Annotated in this window: 15 protein-coding genes; 2 read left to right on the forward strand and 13 right to left on the reverse strand. The window is 59.8% G+C overall.

Annotated elements, in window-relative coordinates; translation table 11 throughout:
* Positions 1 to 3 precede the first annotated feature (3 nt).
* From KW403_RS08495 to dnaK, 5 genes are all read right to left on the reverse strand, one after another.
* Positions 4 to 594: an NADPH-dependent FMN reductase gene (locus KW403_RS08495; protein WP_223022270.1), complete on the reverse strand. Its 591-nt coding sequence runs from the start codon at positions 592 to 594 to the stop codon at positions 4 to 6.
* Positions 595 to 659: 65 nt separating this feature from the next.
* A complete protein-coding gene (gene pmtA, locus KW403_RS08500) occupies positions 660 to 1,277 on the reverse strand; it encodes a phospholipid N-methyltransferase PmtA (RefSeq protein WP_223022493.1) in 618 nt (205 codons plus the stop codon).
* A 111-nt stretch (positions 1,278 to 1,388) separates the two neighbouring features.
* The gene (gene dnaJ, locus KW403_RS08505) at positions 1,389 to 2,516 is read right to left on the reverse strand and encodes a molecular chaperone DnaJ (RefSeq protein WP_223022271.1); all 1,128 of its coding nucleotides are present in this window, start codon (positions 2,514 to 2,516) and stop codon (positions 1,389 to 1,391) included.
* 154 nt (positions 2,517 to 2,670) lie between these two features.
* Positions 2,671 to 3,771: an acyltransferase family protein gene (locus KW403_RS08510; RefSeq protein ID WP_223022272.1), complete on the reverse strand. Its 1,101-nt coding sequence runs from the start codon at positions 3,769 to 3,771 to the stop codon at positions 2,671 to 2,673.
* A 124-nt stretch (positions 3,772 to 3,895) separates the two neighbouring features.
* A complete protein-coding gene (gene dnaK / locus KW403_RS08515) occupies positions 3,896 to 5,809 on the reverse strand; it encodes a molecular chaperone DnaK (RefSeq protein WP_223022273.1) in 1,914 nt (637 codons plus the stop codon).
* Positions 5,810 to 6,353: 544 nt separating this feature from the next.
* On the opposite strand from dnaK, the gene KW403_RS08520 reads away from it, so the two are divergent.
* Positions 6,354 to 6,785: a cell wall hydrolase gene (locus tag KW403_RS08520; RefSeq protein ID WP_246637927.1), complete on the forward strand. Its 432-nt coding sequence runs from the start codon at positions 6,354 to 6,356 to the stop codon at positions 6,783 to 6,785.
* A gap of 14 nt (positions 6,786 to 6,799) precedes the next feature.
* On the opposite strand, the gene KW403_RS08525 is transcribed toward KW403_RS08520, so the two are convergent.
* Complete coding sequence (locus tag KW403_RS08525) at positions 6,800 to 7,789, reverse strand: Gfo/Idh/MocA family protein (RefSeq protein ID WP_223022274.1); 990 nt, start codon at positions 7,787 to 7,789, stop codon at positions 6,800 to 6,802.
* Positions 7,790 to 8,005: 216 nt separating this feature from the next.
* On the opposite strand from KW403_RS08525, the gene rhuM reads away from it, so the two are divergent.
* Positions 8,006 to 9,025, forward strand: a complete 1,020-nt coding sequence (gene rhuM / locus KW403_RS08530; RefSeq protein ID WP_223022275.1) for a RhuM family protein — start codon at positions 8,006 to 8,008, stop codon at positions 9,023 to 9,025.
* A gap of 6 nt (positions 9,026 to 9,031) precedes the next feature.
* Here the strand turns inward: rhuM and pheT are convergent, their stop codons facing one another.
* From pheT to KW403_RS08565, 7 genes are all read right to left on the reverse strand, one after another.
* A complete protein-coding gene (pheT, locus tag KW403_RS08535) occupies positions 9,032 to 11,437 on the reverse strand; it encodes a phenylalanine--tRNA ligase subunit beta (protein WP_223022276.1) in 2,406 nt (801 codons plus the stop codon).
* Entirely contained in the window at positions 11,434 to 11,937 is a 504-nt protein-coding gene (locus KW403_RS08540; protein ID WP_223022277.1) for a hypothetical protein, read from the reverse strand. The genes pheT and KW403_RS08540 overlap by 4 nt, the downstream gene beginning before the upstream one ends.
* Before the next feature lie 57 nt (positions 11,938 to 11,994).
* Complete coding sequence (gene pheS, locus KW403_RS08545) at positions 11,995 to 13,080, reverse strand: phenylalanine--tRNA ligase subunit alpha (protein ID WP_223022278.1); 1,086 nt, start codon at positions 13,078 to 13,080, stop codon at positions 11,995 to 11,997.
* Positions 13,077 to 13,964, reverse strand: a complete 888-nt coding sequence (locus tag KW403_RS08550) for a lipopolysaccharide kinase InaA family protein (protein WP_246637928.1) — start codon at positions 13,962 to 13,964, stop codon at positions 13,077 to 13,079. Before KW403_RS08550 ends, pheS begins: the two co-directional genes overlap by 4 nt.
* An 87-nt stretch (positions 13,965 to 14,051) precedes the next feature.
* Positions 14,052 to 14,453, reverse strand: coding sequence for a 50S ribosomal protein L20 (gene rplT / locus KW403_RS08555; RefSeq protein WP_025029706.1), 402 nt, complete (start codon positions 14,451 to 14,453; stop codon positions 14,052 to 14,054).
* Positions 14,454 to 14,490: 37 nt separating this feature from the next.
* Positions 14,491 to 14,691 (reverse strand): 50S ribosomal protein L35, encoded by a 201-nt coding sequence (rpmI, locus tag KW403_RS08560; protein WP_007009054.1) that lies wholly within the window; start codon positions 14,689 to 14,691, stop codon positions 14,491 to 14,493.
* 199 nt (positions 14,692 to 14,890) lie between these two features.
* Positions 14,891 to 15,526, reverse strand: a complete 636-nt coding sequence (locus KW403_RS08565; protein ID WP_223022280.1) for a methyltransferase family protein — start codon at positions 15,524 to 15,526, stop codon at positions 14,891 to 14,893.
* Positions 15,527 to 15,642: the final 116 nt, after the last annotated feature.

Here is a 15,642-nt window from a genome sequence, read left to right on the forward strand (position 1 = left end):
GGGTCAGGCTCCCACTCTTGTCGATGTCAATCTCGCGCGTTCGATCAGGCTGCTGCACACGGCTTCCATCATTCCGCGCGTGCGGTCATCCTTGAAGTTGCCATTCTCGTCGAAGGCATCCTGCGCGCGGGCGACCGAGCATTGTTGTGTGATGATGTCAGCCTTGCAATTCATCAGCACTGCGCGCAGGTGATAGAGCCCGCGAATACCGGCAAAATTTCCGTCCGAAGAGGAGCAAAGTCCCACCGGTTTTCCAGTCCAAGGTCGCAACGGTTTTCCGCCGTCCTTCGAAACTCGGCTGATCCAGTCGACTGTATTCTTCAGAAGAGGGGGGATGGAGGCGTTATATTCCGGGCTGGCGATTAGCACACCATCATGGGCGGCGATCAACCGGCCGAGCCTGTAGGCATTGTCAGGAATGCCTTTTTCCTTCTCCAGATCCTGATCCATGATTGGGAGGGGATAATCCGCGAGCGAGATCCGTGTCACCTCGGAGCCCTGCTGCGCCAGCTCCTTCATGGCGGCGTCTGCAGTCTTGCCGCTAAAGGCGCCGGTACGGATTGAGCCCGCGAACACCAGAATCTTTGGGGTCATTGGTCACAGCTCCCTTTTGAGAGAGCCGTATAACCAATGTTATCGAGGATTGATAGGTGCTGACCTTAATGCCTGCCGCGGCGGTACACCCAGAGCTGCGTTGGTGGAATGTTGCGCAGCACGAAATCGAAATGCTCAACCGTGTAGTTGCCTTGTCCGGGCGGAATTGGTGATTTCGGTCCGTAGGTAAGCTGGATCACGGGACGCCCTTCGGGAATGCGATCCAAAAGGGAGTCGAGATAAGCGATGCGCGCTTCAACCGGGAAGTTAAGCAGAGGCACACCGGAGATCACGCTGTCGAAGACGCGCGGGGTCGCGTCGCCCAGTGCCTCCGTCAACGTTTGATCGAGGTTGAAAGCATCGCCCTGGATAACGTGCACTCCGGGATAGGCTTCGCGCAGGTGCTTGACGAAATCCGGTGAGTACTCGACTGCGTAGAGCTGATCGGGTTTTACCCCATGGGCCAAAATAGCCTTGGTGATGACGCCCGTTCCGGGCCCTACTTCGAGAACCGGAAGACCGGAACTGGTGTTGATGACAGATGCCATCCGTCGTGCTGTCACGCCACTCGTTGGAATGATGGAGCCGACGGCCTTGGGCTGCTCGATCCAGCCACGAAAAAAACGCAGCTCTTCTCCAAAGCGAACCGCGATGGCCTTGCGCATATCCAAGCCTTTGCTCATCTTTCCGGCGTCCTCCTTCATGTTCCCGTTCTCCGTACAGCCTCCACATATGGGTGGCCGCACAAGAGTAACCGGGCAACCGACCCGGTGGTTCCTCTTAGCACGCTTTGGCTACTCGCCGAAGGATTCGAAGAAGTCTTTCATCCGCGAAAAGAACCCAGCTGATTGAGGGCTGTTTTCCTTGGAAGATATGTTCTCGAACTCCTCCAGAAGCTCCCGCTGCTTCTTGGTCAGGTTTTGCGGCGTTTCTACGGCCACTTGGATGTAAAGATCGCCGACCTTCGGTTGGCGCAGAATAGGCATGCCTTTTCCGCTAAGGCGGAACTGTCGCCCATTCTGCGTGCCTTCAGGTACTTTCACGCGGGTCTGTGTTCCATCGAGCGTGGCAACCTCGAACGCGCCGCCAAGCGCAGCAGTCGTCATGGAGATCGGCACCTTGCAGTAGAGATCGGCACCGTCGCGCTGGAAGAACTCGTGCGGCTTGACGGAAAGGAAAATGTAGAGGTCGCCGGCGGGGCCGCCACGCAGCCCAGCTTCGCCTTCACCTGCGAGGCGGATGCGCGTACCGTCCTCAATGCCCGCGGGAATGTTGACGGAGAGAGACCGTTCTTCGGCCACGCGTCCCTGGCCGGAACATTTGGGGCAGGGGTCTGAAATCGTTTCCCCGCGCCCCTGACAGGTCGGACAGGTACGTTCGATCGAAAAGAAACCTTGCGCAGCGCGTACCCGTCCGGAACCATGGCACATCTGGCACTGCGTCGGCGAAGTGCCTGGCTTCGCCCCTGTGCCGGCGCAGTCGTCGCAGGCTACGGCCGTCGGGACCCGGATCTGTCCGGTTTTGCCGGTGAAGGCTTCCTCGAGGGTGATTTCCATATTGAAGCGCAAATCAGCGCCATGTTGGCGGCCACCGCGGCGGCGACCACCACCGCCCATCATGTCACCAAAAATGTCCTCGAAAATGTCGGCGAAACCGCCACCGCCGCCCCCGAAACCGCCGCGTGCGCCCATGCCACCATTCTCGAAAGCGGCATGCCCGAACTGATCATAGGCTGCACGCTTCTGAGGATCGCGCAGCGTTTCGTAGGCTTCGTTGACTTCCTTGAACTTCTGCTCAGCTTCGTCGTCGCCCGGATTGCGGTCAGGGTGATACCGCATGGCGAGCTTGCGAAAAGCGCTTTTCAGTTCCTTCTCGTCGGCGTTTCTCGACACGCTGAGCGTCTCGTAAAAATCTGCCTTCATGAATGACGGTCCCGCATAATCTGTTTGGAGCGAACACTGCTCCCCCGATCAGTGTCCGTTACTTAGGTATTCGCGACAGCGAATGCCATAGTTTTCAGCAGATTGCCAGCCATGCAAGCATGTCTGCGGCTCCATTTGGCTGCCGGGCCCGTTTTCAGTTTGCCTCGACCGCGGGTCTGGCGGCAGCGGGTCGCGCGAGACCAGCAGCCCGCAGCAAATATCCGGACAGCGTATTTTCGAAGAAACGGAAAGACGCCATGGCAACGATCACGGTCACCAGCATCACAAGGCCTGTATAGATGAAGAAAAGAGTGATCGAATGCGATTGGATCCGATGGCTCCACAGATAGGAAAAGAAGATGCTCTCGGTCACCGGATGCCAGAGATAGATGCCGAATGAGACGGCGGCTGCCGATCGCAGGAAGGCTGGGTAACTGTACCGTTCAGGATCATTCCGTTCGACAAGCCCTGCAAGGAAAACCGCAATCGCCAGCAGAAGCAGTGTGATATAGATATTGAGTTGCAGCACCATCGAAGTGCAGGCCAACAGGATCGCGATCCATGCGGGCCATCGCGCTGAAACGGTCATGGCGGAGCGCCGCGAGAGGACAGCGAGTAGCGCTCCCAGAACAAAATCGGCAAAGGTGCGGTAGGCACCCCAAGTATCCGCCTGAACCCAGCTCTCAACTGGCATGATGCCGGTGAGAACCATCAGCTCCAAGATCGCGTAGCAAGCGAAGAGCAGAAGAAACAGGCCGGCGAGTCCTGAACGGCGATAAGCGAACAGGATGATGGGCAGCAGAAGATAGGCAAACCACTCAGCAGAAAGCGACCAGGATACAAAATTGAAGGTTAGCCTGTCTTCCACACCCCAGGCCTGAATGAGCAGGAGGTTCGAAGGCAGCGCACTCCAGTCGTAGAGCTGCGGCTCTCCACCGGTGCGCAAGACGCCCACGGAGACAAGAAGCCCGATCAGTACGAAATAGGAAAGCGTGGCCAGATGAAGCGGGTAAAGGCGGATCAGCCGCTTGTAGAGATAGATGCCGTAGCTCTTCGCATCCCGGACCTGGTCTCCGTATCGCGCAAAAATGAGAAAGCCCGAGATGATGAAAAACATATCAAGCAACGGCCGGAGAGATGCGAGCTCGTTCTTCACGGCAAGACCGCCGCCGGGCGCGAAATGCCCGAAATGGTAGAGCATGATCAGCAGCGCCGCGATGAAGCGCCAGATCTCAAACAGCCGGTACCGGATCATCAGCCTCCCCTTGGCCAATCCGAAATTTTTCTTTGCCGGCAAGTCTATTTGGGGGAGGTTTAAGAAGGTATGAAAAAGCCCGGGAGTTACCTCCCGGGCTTTTTCAATCGATCTGTCAAACTGCTCAGGCAGACTTCTTGTCGTCTTCGTCGATTTCCTCGAAATCGGCATCCACGACATCATCGCCCGAAGCCTTTGCGTCGGCTGCGGCATCCGTTTCAGCCGCTTCTGCCTGACTGGCCTCGTACATGGCCTGACCCAGCTTCATCGAGGCTTCGGCGAGCGCATTGGTCTTCGCCTTGATGTCCTCGGCGTCGTCGCCTTCGGTGGCAGTCTTCAGTTCGGCCAGCGCGTCCTCGATGGCTTTCTTCTCCTCTTCGGAGACCTTGTCGCCATACTCGGCGAGGGACTTTTCAGTGGAGTGGATCAGGGCTTCGGCCTGGTTCTTGGCTTCCACGGCTTCGCGGCGCTTCTTGTCGGCCTCGGCATTGGACTCGGCGTCCTTCACCATGGTCTCAATCTCGTCGTCGCTCAGACCGCCGGAGGCCTGGATGCGGATCGCCTGTTCCTTGCCGGTGCCTTTGTCCTTGGCCGACACATTGACGATGCCGTTGGCGTCGATGTCAAAAGTGACCTCGATCTGCGGCACGCCACGCGGTGCCGGTGGGAGGCCGGTCAGGTCGAAGCGGCCGAGGCTCTTGTTGTCGGCTGCCATTTCGCGCTCACCCTGGAACACGTTGATCGTCACCGCATTCTGGTTGTCCTCGGCGGTGGAGAACACCTGGCTCTTCTTGGTCGGGATCGTGGTGTTCCGGTCGATGAGGCGGGTGAACACGCCGCCCAGCGTCTCGATGCCCAGCGAAAGCGGGGTCACGTCGAGCAGCAGAACGTCCTTCACATCACCCTGCAGAACACCGGCCTGAATGGCGGCACCCATGGCAACCACTTCGTCCGGGTTCACGCCCTTGTGCGGCTCTTTGCCAAAGAAGCTCTTCACTGTCTCCTGGACCTTGGGCATGCGGGTCATGCCACCGACCAGAACCACTTCGTCGATCTCGCCGGCATTCATTCCGGCATCCTTGAGGGCGGCCTTGCAGGGCTCGACGGTGCGCTTGACGAGATCCTCGACAAGGCTCTCGAACTTGGCACGCGTCAGCTTCATCGTCAGGTGCTTCGGACCCGACTGGTCAGCGGTGATGAAGGGCAGATTGATTTCCGTCTGCGAAGCGGAGGAGAGCTCGATCTTGGCTTTCTCGGCGGCCTCTTTGAGGCGCTGAAGAGCCAGCTTGTCCTGCTGCAGGTCGATGCCCTGCTCCTTCTTGAACTCGGCTGCCAGATACTCGACCAGACGCATGTCGAAGTCTTCACCGCCGAGGAAGGTGTCGCCGTTGGTGGACTTCACTTCGAAAACGCCGTCGCCGATTTCGAGGATCGAGATATCGAACGTGCCGCCGCCAAGGTCGTAGACGGCGATGGTCTTGCCGTCCTTCTTGTCGAGGCCGTAGGCGAGTGCGGCCGCCGTCGGCTCGTTGATGATGCGCAGCACCTCGAGACCGGCGATCTTGCCGGCGTCCTTGGTGGCCTGGCGCTGGGCGTCGTTGAAGTATGCAGGAACGGTGATGACCGCCTTCTCGACCTTTTCGCCGAGATAGGATTCAGCCGTTTCCTTCATCTTCTGCAGCGTCATCGCAGAGATCTGCGAGGGCGAATAGGTCTTGCCATGGGCCTCGACCCAGGCATCGCCATTATCAGCGTTGACGATCTTGTAGGGGACCAGCTTCTTGTCCTTCTCGACCGTGGGGTCGGAGAAGCGGCGGCCGATCAGGCGCTTGATTGCAAAAAGGGTGTTTTCCGGATTGGTGACCGCCTGGCGTTTCGCCGGCTGGCCGACCAGACGCTCGTCCGACTCCGTGAAGGCCACGATGGACGGCGTGGTGCGGGCACCCTCCGCGTTCTCAATAACCTTGGCGTCCTTACCGTCCATGACGGCGACGCAGGAATTGGTTGTTCCGAGGTCGATACCGATAACTTTAGCCATGTCTTCTCTCCGCTAAGCAGACTGTCAGGACCCATTCCGGCGTTCCAGATGACAGCCCCTGTTCACACGAATTTGCTGCGGCAGCATCCCTGGACGAAACGCGCCGAACAGCTTCGAGGCGTATATAAGAACGCTATTTTTGCAACGCAAGGCGGGATTTGCCTCGATTTTGATCGAACCCACCCCATTGCCGGCAGAAGTGCCTCCCAGGGAAGTCTCCCTGACGAGAGGTAAACCTTCCTATCCGGATTTGAAGCAAAGCCAATTTGTTTTCGCGCATAGGTTGTGAGAACGATCTGCTGCAGGGGCCCATACGGGTGGTGATGCCGAAATGGTATTCACAGGAGTGGCAATGTTTGCAGAAAGTCTTTTGTTCGGGGGATTGTACGTTTCATCTCTGCTCCAGTCGATCCCGGCCTGGGAACCTGAGACGATTTTTCCCTCCACTTTCAGAACGATAACAGAGCTTTTGGGCGAGGAGTCTCGTCCGCATCGATATTCCACGTTCAATCCGATGCTGCCGTCCTTTATCAGGGAGGCCGAGATGACCTGCCTTTCAGCAGCAGTCTATCACGAGGCGCGCGGCGAGCCCGTAGACGGCCAGAAGGCGGTTGCGATGGTCATTGTAAACCGCGTTCGCTCCGCATCGTACCCCAGCACCATTTGTGGCGTCGTGTTTCAGAACGCGCACAGGCCCTATCGCTGCCAGTTCTCCTTTACATGCACCGGTGTGGCTGTTCTTCCAAAGGAAGAAAAACCCTGGCGGCGCGCCCGGGAGGTTGCCGCTTCCATGCAGAATTGCCTCTCTGACTGCACAAGGGAAGCGGCTTCGGTCGATGGCGATCTGCAGGCCTTCGGCGCGGCTACGCACTACCACGCCAGCTATGTTCGTCCGAGGTGGGCGCGGCGTCTGCAAAAGCTTGGGCGCATAGGCCGGCACATCTTCTTCGCCAGAAAGACCGGAGGGCCGGTTTGAGCTGACCTTGATCCTTAAACGACCTCCCAGCCATCATGCGCGCCAGCACGGAAGATCGCATCGACCAGCTTCTGGTTCTTGACTGAGTCTTCAAGTGTGAAGACCGTTGCCTCCGCGCTGCCCTGGGCCGCTCGCACGATCGCCTCCGCCTGCAAGCGATATTGGCGCGCGCGTGGGAAACGGAAGATGTTGGCGCTGTTGTGGTCGGCGCTGAAGACCGTCAGGCGCGTGTCGCCATAGTCCGGGGTGTTGAAGGGCGCGTTGACCTCGATGAAGCCCCTGTCGCCGTGGAACACCATGCTCTGCCGCAGCGCCATCTGCGTCGACACATAGAAGCTGAGTTCGAAGGAGCCGAAATCGGCCTTGACGCTTGAATAGATGTCGGTGCCGAAGGTGGGGTCGCGCTCCACAACCGCCTGCACGCGCCCTGGCTCCAGCCCGGTGGCAAAGCGCGTCGTCACCGTGGGATAGACGCCGATATCCGGCAGGCCGCCGCCGCCAAGCTCCGGCTTGTTGCGCATGTTGTCGGGATCGACATTGTGGTAGCAGAACACGCCCTGCACATGCCGCAAGCGCCCGATGGCGCCTTCGGCGATCAGGTCGCGCACCTTGCGCCATTGCGGGTGATAGGTGACCATGAAGGCTTCTGACACCACCACATTGTTGCGGTCGCGCGCTTCGATCACGCGGGCAATCTCCTTGGCGTCGAGCGCCAGAGGCTTTTCCACCAGAACGTGCTTTCCGGCGTCTGCCGCTTTGATGGCAAAGGCCACGTGATCGGAGGTGGGCAGCGGAATGTAAACGCCGTCGACCTCGGGCGAGGCGAGGAGTGCATCGTAGGAAGAAAACACGTGGGGGATGCCGAAGCGGTCCGCCACGGCCTGCGCCTTCGAGGAATCGCGGCTGGCGATAGCCGTGACGACTCCATTTTCCGAATCCTGAATCTGCGGAATCACCTGCTCGCGGCCAATCCTGGCCGTCGAAAGAACGCCCCAACGGAACATGCACTTTCCTCCTGTTTTGCGCAGGCAAACACATAAAGCATTTTGCAGTCAGGTGGAATCACCTGACGTCCGCACAAATGCCGGAACAGAGGGAAGGATTGAGCGGAGCAGCGCTTCTATGAAACGGTGATCCGCTCTATGCCGGGGATTGAAAACCGGCAAGGTTTCGCGCGCTATTTTGTTCTGCTAATGTTCTGAAAACCCCTGGAGAGGCGCATGACAGCGGATGAACCCGTCCATCTCGTGGAAGATGCAGAAACTGGAGACCGGTTTCTGATCTACGATGGTGAAAAGGGCCTGCGGCTCGACATTCGCTATGAGGGCGAAACGCTCTGGATGACGCAGGAACAGATTGCGCGGCTTTTCGGGCGTGATATCTCGGTTATATCCCGGCACATTTCGAATGTGATCGCCGAGGGGGAACTGGAGCAGGAGAGCAATTTGCAAAAAATGCAAATTGCTCGGTCGACGAAACCAGTCACGCTCTACAGCCTCGACATGATCATTTCGGTTGGCTACCGCGTCTCCTCCGCGCAAGCGACCCTTTTCCGGCGCTGGGCAACCGGGATTCTGGTTCAGTTTGCGCGCAGCGGCTTTGTGGTGGATTCAGCGCGCCTCAAGCAGGAGCGCGACCGCATCGCCGAATTGCGGGAGATCATCCGCGACATTCGCTCTGATGAGGCCAATGTCTATCGTGAACTGCAAGCCATCTGCGCTCTCTGCCAGGACTATGACGGCAGCACCGCCAGGGCGCAGAGCTTCTTCCAGAAAACGCAGGCCAAGCTGATCCATGCGGTTGTTTCGCAGACACCCTCGGAAGTGGTGATGGCACGCGCTGATCATCGCCTCGAGAATATGGGGCTGCAAAGCTGGCCCGGCGACACGATCCGCAAGCGGGACGTGACTGTCTCAAAGAATTACCTCGCCGAGGCCGAAATCAGCGAGCTCAACCGCCTGACCACCATTCTCCTCGATATTTTCGATGATCAGGCCAAGGTGGGCCGATTGGTTGTCATGGAGGATGCAATGCGGCTTCTCGACCAGCAGCTCGCAAACCTTGGCCGGGCCGTCCTGCGATCGGGTGGCAGTGTGAGCGCGGACGCTGCAAAGGATCATGCGCGCGCGGAATTCGAGCGGTTCTCCGAACAGCAAAAGATCGAGCGCCACAAAAAAGCGGACGAGCACATCGCTGCGCTCGTCCGCGAAGAGAAACGGCTTCCGAAAGGGCGCCGCTGAACGAACCTACCCCCGCAGCGTGCCGCCGGTCTGCTTGCCGACATTGGCGACGACGCGGCCGGCGATGGCTTCAAGCTCTTCATCCGTCAGCGTCTTTTCGCGCGGCTGGATCGAGACTTCGATGGCGACGGACTTCTTGTCTTCACCGAGCGAGGGGCCTTCGAAAATGTCGAACACGCGCACACCGGTGACAAGCTTCTTGTCGGCCGCTGCTGCCGCGCGCTCGATGGTTGCAGCTTCCACAGCCTTATCGACAACGAACGCAAAGTCGCGGCGCACGAGCTGGAAGGGCGAAAGCTCGAGACGCGGCTTGGTGCGTGTTGCCTTGGCCTTCGGCTCCGGGATCGCGTCGAGAAAAACCTCGAAACCGCAGATCGGACCGGAAGCATCCAGCGCTTCCAGCGTGCGGGGGTGAATTTCGCCGAATGTGGCGAGCACGATTTTCGGCCCAAGACGGATCGTTCCCGAGCGGCCGGGGTGATACCATGCGGGGGCCTCCGCCACGATCTGCAGCTTGTCCACCGGCGCACCGGCCGCCTCAAGAGCTGCCAGCGCATCGGCCTTGGCATCGAACACGCCGACAGAGGTGCTGTTGCCCGACCAGTGGCGCCCGGCACCGTCCATCACCGCAGTGCCTCGGCGAATGCCGCCGGCCACACGGCGCTGGCCTTCATAGCTGTCATTCTCATAGGTGCTCGACACCTCGAACAGCGCCACATCGCCATAGCCGCGCGCGGCGTTGCGCTGGGCGGCTGCGATGAGGCCCGGGAGAAGCGAGGGGCGCATGTCCGACATGGAGGCGGCAATGGGGTTGGACAGCCTTAGCGACGCATCGCCACCGCCGAACAGCTTTGCCTGCGCCTCGTCGATGAAGGTCCAGGTGACCGCCTCCAACATGCCGCGCACGGCCAGCGCGCGGCGCGCCTGGCGGGTGCGATTTTGCAGAACGGTGAGGATCTGGCCATTGACCGCGCCATGGGAGGGCAGGGGCGCGGGCGCGATTTCGTTCACGCCGTGAATGCGCATCACCTCTTCCACCAGATCGGCCTTGCCGTCGATGTCCGGACGCCAGGGCGGCACAGACACAACCAGCACATCGCCATCGCCGGTGGAGGAGAAACCAAGGCGGTTGAGAATGTCTTTGCTCTCAGTGCCTGAAACCTCAAGGCCGGTCAGGCGCTTCACCTCGCTCACCGGGAAGGTGATGCTGCGGGGCTCATAGCCTTTGTATCCGACAATGCGGCTTTCCGTCGGCTCGCCGCCGCACAGGTCGAGAACGAGCTGCGTGGCAAGCTCCAGGCCGGGTTCCATCATCTCCGGGTCGACGCCACGCTCGAAGCGATAGCGCGCATCGGTGATGATGCCGAGATCGCGGCCCGTGCGGGCAATGTTCATCGCGTCCCACAGGGCGGATTCGATCAGCACATCCGTGGTGTTCTCATCGCAGCCCGAATGCTCCCCGCCCATGATGCCGGCGATGGATTCAACGCCGTTTTCGTCGGCGATGACGCACATTTCCGGCGTCAGCTTGTATTCGCGCTCGTCGAGCGCCAGCACGGTCTCGCCGTCCCTCGCGCGGCGCACGGAGAGATTGCCTTTCACCTTCGCCGCATCAAACACATGCAGCGGGCGCCCACGGTCGAAGGTCATGTAATTGGTGATGTCGACCAGCGCGTTGATGGGACGCAGGCCGATGGCCGTCAGGCGCTGCTGCATCCATTTGGGCGAGGAACCGTTCTTCACGCCGCGCACGAGCCGCAGCGCGAAACCGGGGCAAAGCTCCGGCGCTTCGATGGTCAGGTCGACAGGGCAGGCACCCTTTCCCGCCACCGCGGCGATGGGTGCGTCCTTCAGCGTGCCAAGGCCCGCCGCTGCCAGATCGCGCGCAATGCCATGGACGCTGGTGCAGTCCGGCCGGTTCGGCGTCAGGCCGATCTCGATCACCGGATCGTCGAGCTTCGCCCAGCTTGCGAATGACGTGCCCACGGGCGCGCCTTCGGGCAGGTCGATAATGCCGTCATGCTCGTCCGACATCTGCAATTCGCGTTCCGAGCACATCATGCCATGGCTTTCCACGCCGCGGATCTTGCCGACCGAGAGTGTGACGTCGATGCCGGGCACATAGGTTCCGGGCGCGGCAAAGGCACCGACGAGACCGGCCCGCGCATTGGGCGCACCGCACACCACCTGAACCGGCTTGCCGTCGCCCGTGTCGACGGAGAGCACACGCAGCCGGTCGGCATCGGGATGCTGCTCGGCGGTCAGAACCTTGGCGATCACGAAGGGTTTCAGCGATGCCTTGTCGTCCACCTCTTCGACCTCGAGGCCGATCATGGTGAGCTTTTCGACAATCTCGTCGAGCGTGGCGTCAGTCTCAAGGTGCTCCTTGAGCCAGGAGAGCGTGAATTTCATTGGGGCGCACCCTTATCTTCGGAGTCTTCCGTAATTGTCATGTTATCGGACCAGAGATAGCCCTTTTCACCGGTGCCATCGCCGACCCATTCGCGCTTGCGGTCGTCTGCCTCAACGATAAATTCAATGCCGGTATTGTGCTTACCCATGAATTCCCGATCAGTGAGCTCGTATCCGACAATTTTCCCTTGCCTATACGATGGCTCGTTGCGCGATTCATGAAGCGCTAAGTATGCACCGTGACGTATGCTGTCGATCACACGATGTTCTGCCACCACCCAAGACTTCGATCGAAATCTGTTCGGCGCATCGACCGTGACTCCCCGTTCATCCGCGCAAACGAAATGATAACCCGCTACATAACCCTTGTTGACCGAACCAACACGGCGCGTTCTCTTTGGTGAACGCTTCTCAAGCTCAATACTACATAACTCAGCGATATCTTCCCTACGTAGACGTTCAGCGTTGGCCAACAGCGTCCGAATATCCTCGGACGACATAGATGCTATCTTCTCGGGACTATAATTCGGCATCTGCCCGTTACCTCCTCACCCTAATTAACTGCTCAATCCGCCGAACAGCGTCGGCAGGTCCAGCGGGCGGAAGCCGTAATGCTCGATCCAGCGCACATCGGCGTCGAAATAGTCGCGAAGGTCCGGCATGCCGTATTTCAGCGTGGCGATGCGGTCGATGCCCATGCCCCAGGCAAAGCCCTGATACTCGTCGGGATCGAGATTGCAGGCGCGCAGCACATTTGGGTGCACCATGCCGCAGCCGAGGATTTCCATCCAGTCATCGCCCTCGCCAAAGCGCACTTCGCCGGGCTGCGAGCGGTCGCACTGGATGTCTACTTCCAGGCTCGGCTCGGTGAAGGGGAAGAAGGACGGACGGAAGCGCATGTTGAGCTGCGGCACTTCGAAGAACGTCTTGCAGAACTCCTGCAGGACCCACTTCATGTTGGCGACATTGGCTGTCTTGTCGATCACCAGCCCTTCGAGCTGGTGGAACATGGGCGAGTGGGTCGCGTCCGAATCCTGCCGGTAGGTCTTGCCGGGAATGACGATGCGGATCGGCGGTTCCTGCGTCTCCATCGTGTGGATCTGCACCGGCGAGGTGTGCGTGCGCAGAAGCTTGCGCTCACCCTTCTCATCCGGCGGGAAGAAGAAGGTGTCGTGCATCTCGCGGGCCGGGTGGCCTTCAGGGAAGTTCAGCGCCGTGAAATTGTAATAGTCGGTTTCGATGTCCGGCCCTTCGGCGATGGAAAAACCCATATCGGCGAAGATTGCCGTGATCTCGTCGATCACCTGGCTGATCGGATGAATGCGGCCGCGCTCGGCGGGCGGGCGGCGCACGGGCAGGGTGACATCCACCTTCTCGCTTTCCAGCCTTGCGTCGATAGCAGCGTTGCGCAATGCGTCGCGCCGTGCCGTGAGGGCTTCGGTGACGCGCGCCTTCAGCCCGTTGATGGCGGGGCCCATCACCTGCCGCTCATCGGGAGACATGGAGCCGAGCGTCTTCAGCATCTGCGAGACCGAGCCCTTCTTGCCGAGCGTGGCGACGCGCACGGCGTCGATCTCCTGCTCGTCAGCGGCAGCTTCGATCTGCCCGGCGATGGTCTTTTCCAGTTCCTCGAGTTCGCTCATGCCTCGTAGCCCCTTTTGGGTTTGATGTCGTTCTGGCTCTGTGTGGCGGGCGTGGCCGTGTTCTCGCCGAGAGCCGTTTTCAAAAACCGTGTTGCTTTCAACACGCGCTTGCCGTCGCTGCCAAGCCCCCAGTGCTCGATTGCTCCGAGAAGGGGGATGAGCGGCGTAAAAAAGCGGATGATGCGACGCAATTCATCGGCCACGTGCCGAGGCGGCTCGACAAAATAGGCATCGAACGCCTTTTGCGGCGTATCAGCCAGTTTCGACTGCATGCAGATCTGCAGGAAAAGAAGCCACACATCGCGCGCCTGCGCTATAGCGAGAGGCATCGCGGCTTCAGGCTCTTCTTCGAAGTCCACAAAACCCCAGCGGCCATCATTGGTGATGAACATGTCGCGCGGGTGCGGCCTGCCGTGGCACAGGCCAAGGCTATGTGCCTTACGCAAAGCGTCTGCCGCCTGCACCAGAAGACCCTCATGGGCATCATGCTCGCCATGGCGCGCCAGCATGTCGAGCTCGCTCTGGGCGATGGGCGCGACATTCGACAGGACCAGAACCCGGTCGTTGCGGAAAAGCAGCTTCGCCGTCGGGAGCCCCGCCTCGCGGAAGGCATCGAGCTTGCGCACTTCGCGCTCAATGGCGGTTGCCGTGTTGGTGCCGGGTGAGGCGCGCAGGAAGGCGGCGGGCATCAGCGGCGTCAGTGCCGTATGCAACCATTTGGCCGCCGGTTGCCGCTCGACATCATAGCGTTTGATCCAGACGGTATGCCCGTCCAGCACAGTTGACGAAACGCGCTGGCGCTCACCGGTGATGAGCAGGCGCAGCAGCGCTGCTGTCGCTTCCGGCGAAAGCAGGTCCTTTTCGCTTTTCGTCTTGTCGTGCATGGTCTTCATCACAAAGAAAAAACCCGCGCCAGCCCTGCCAGCGCGGGTTTCCCGAACTAAACCTGATTGCTTCGGGAAGCGCCAGCCTTAAGCTACAGCGCTTTCAAAAGCATTCGGGGTGGTGTCCTTGAGGTACACGAGCGCTTCCTTGGACTTCTTCACCAGAGCGGCGAAGGCCTGCGGCTCATGCACGGCCATATCAGCCAGCACCTTGCGGTCGATCTCGATGCCGGCCTTGTTGAGGCCGTCGATGAAGCGGCCATAGGTCAGGCCGTGTTCGCGGGCGCCGGCGTTGATGCGCTGGATCCACAGAGCGCGGAAATTGCGCTTGCGGGCCTTGCGATCGCGATAGGCGTACTGCAGCGATTTCTCAACCGCCTGCTTGGCGATGCGAATGGTGTTCTTGCGGCGGCCGTAGAAACCCTTTGCGGCTTTCATGACCTTCTTGTGCTTGGCGTGGGCGGTAACGCCCCTCTTTACGCGTGCCATGACATGATCTCCTTAAATCTGTTCCGGGTTCCTGCGATCACAGGCCGTAGGGCATGAACTTCTTCACGATCTTCGTATCGGGATCGGAAAGAACCATCGTGCCGCGGGCGTCGCGGATGAACTTGTTGGAACGCTTGATCATGCCGTGGCGCTTGCCAGCGGCTGCGACTTTCACCTTGCCGGTGGCGGTTACCTTGAACCGCTTCTTGACAGAAGACTTCGTCTTCATCTTGGGCATTTTGCTTCTCCGTTCTTTCGCCTGCGCCGGTCTGCGGAAAAGCGCGCCAGTTGGCATCAGCTTCCCACAGTGTCGCGCATGCGCATTTCAGCATTAAGGACCGCCACGGCATGCCCTGCCGGCCGGTCCAGGAACGCGGCCTTATAGCGGTGGCGGGCGGTTTGCGCAACTCCTGATTTGACCGCTTGGCGGCGCCGGCTCAGTAGAGACGGAACAGAATGGGCAGCAGTCCGAGATCCTGGACATACTCCACCAGCTCGAAGGCCGGCATGGCCAGGAAGAAGATCAGCCCGTCCCGCAGCGTGCCATAAAGGCGCTCGGGCAGAATGGTCAGAGTTTTCGGGTCATGAAAAAGTCGCGGGTTCGGGATGAAGGCCGGCACGCTCGCCAGGTAGGCGTCATAGGCCTCGCCGAAGGTTTCGCGCAGGTGGTGTTCTTCCCGGCGCGTGGTGATGCTGAGAATGAAGGCCGCCAGAACGCCGCAGATCACTGCAACCACCATGCTCCCGGTTTGCGCGCCTACCCCCATCGCCCCTATCGTAGAAAAGAGGTAGAGCGGGTTTCGGGTTATGGAATAGGGGCCGTCCTCGACGAGTTCCGCAGCCTTGCGCCCGCCAATATAAAGTGTGCACCAGAGCCGGCCCGCGATGGCGATGCCGATCAGGCCGAGCCCCGTGATTTCGATGATTTCCTCGATATCGATGCCGAGTGGTTGATAGTGCGCCCAGCCCGAATGAAAGAAGAGAACGAAGCCGCAAAGCAGTGCAGCGATGAGCCAGAAGCTCGCGATACGCAGACGCTGGAATTGCCCCAGCGCGATTTGGTGGATCGACATTCTCGCATCCCGGATGATGTTGCGCCCCAGTATCAGGCTTTTTCAAAACTGACAGGGAATGACGCTTAGGGACAGAATGCGGCGCATTTGCGAAAGAAAAAGCCGGAGCGAGCCCC

The organism is Nitratireductor kimnyeongensis (genome assembly GCF_019891395.1).
In the GTDB taxonomy this organism is placed as follows: Bacteria; Pseudomonadota; Alphaproteobacteria; order Rhizobiales; family Rhizobiaceae; genus Nitratireductor; species Nitratireductor kimnyeongensis.

Coding starts and splice junctions, on each gene's coding strand:
- KW403_RS08495 (WP_223022270.1), bottom strand. CDS start 594: ATGACCCCAAAGATTCTGGTGTTCGCGGGCTCAATCCGTACCGGCGCC.
- pmtA (WP_223022493.1), bottom strand. CDS start 1,277: ATGAGCAAAGGCTTGGATATGCGCAAGGCCATCGCGGTTCGCTTTGGA.
- dnaJ (WP_223022271.1), bottom strand. CDS start 2,516: ATGAAGGCAGATTTTTACGAGACGCTCAGCGTGTCGAGAAACGCCGAC.
- KW403_RS08510 (WP_223022272.1), bottom strand. CDS start 3,771: ATGATCCGGTACCGGCTGTTTGAGATCTGGCGCTTCATCGCGGCGCTG.
- dnaK (WP_223022273.1), bottom strand. CDS start 5,809: ATGGCTAAAGTTATCGGTATCGACCTCGGAACAACCAATTCCTGCGTC.
- KW403_RS08520 (WP_246637927.1), top strand. CDS start 6,354: ATGACCTGCCTTTCAGCAGCAGTCTATCACGAGGCGCGCGGCGAGCCC.
- KW403_RS08525 (WP_223022274.1), bottom strand. CDS start 7,789: ATGTTCCGTTGGGGCGTTCTTTCGACGGCCAGGATTGGCCGCGAGCAG.
- rhuM (WP_223022275.1), top strand. CDS start 8,006: ATGACAGCGGATGAACCCGTCCATCTCGTGGAAGATGCAGAAACTGGA.
- pheT (WP_223022276.1), bottom strand. CDS start 11,437: ATGAAATTCACGCTCTCCTGGCTCAAGGAGCACCTTGAGACTGACGCC.
- KW403_RS08540 (WP_223022277.1), bottom strand. CDS start 11,937: ATGTCGTCCGAGGATATTCGGACGCTGTTGGCCAACGCTGAACGTCTA.
- pheS (WP_223022278.1), bottom strand. CDS start 13,080: ATGAGCGAACTCGAGGAACTGGAAAAGACCATCGCCGGGCAGATCGAA.
- KW403_RS08550 (WP_246637928.1), bottom strand. CDS start 13,964: ATGCACGACAAGACGAAAAGCGAAAAGGACCTGCTTTCGCCGGAAGCG.
- rplT (WP_025029706.1), bottom strand. CDS start 14,453: ATGGCACGCGTAAAGAGGGGCGTTACCGCCCACGCCAAGCACAAGAAG.
- rpmI (WP_007009054.1), bottom strand. CDS start 14,691: ATGCCCAAGATGAAGACGAAGTCTTCTGTCAAGAAGCGGTTCAAGGTA.
- KW403_RS08565 (WP_223022280.1), bottom strand. CDS start 15,526: ATGTCGATCCACCAAATCGCGCTGGGGCAATTCCAGCGTCTGCGTATC.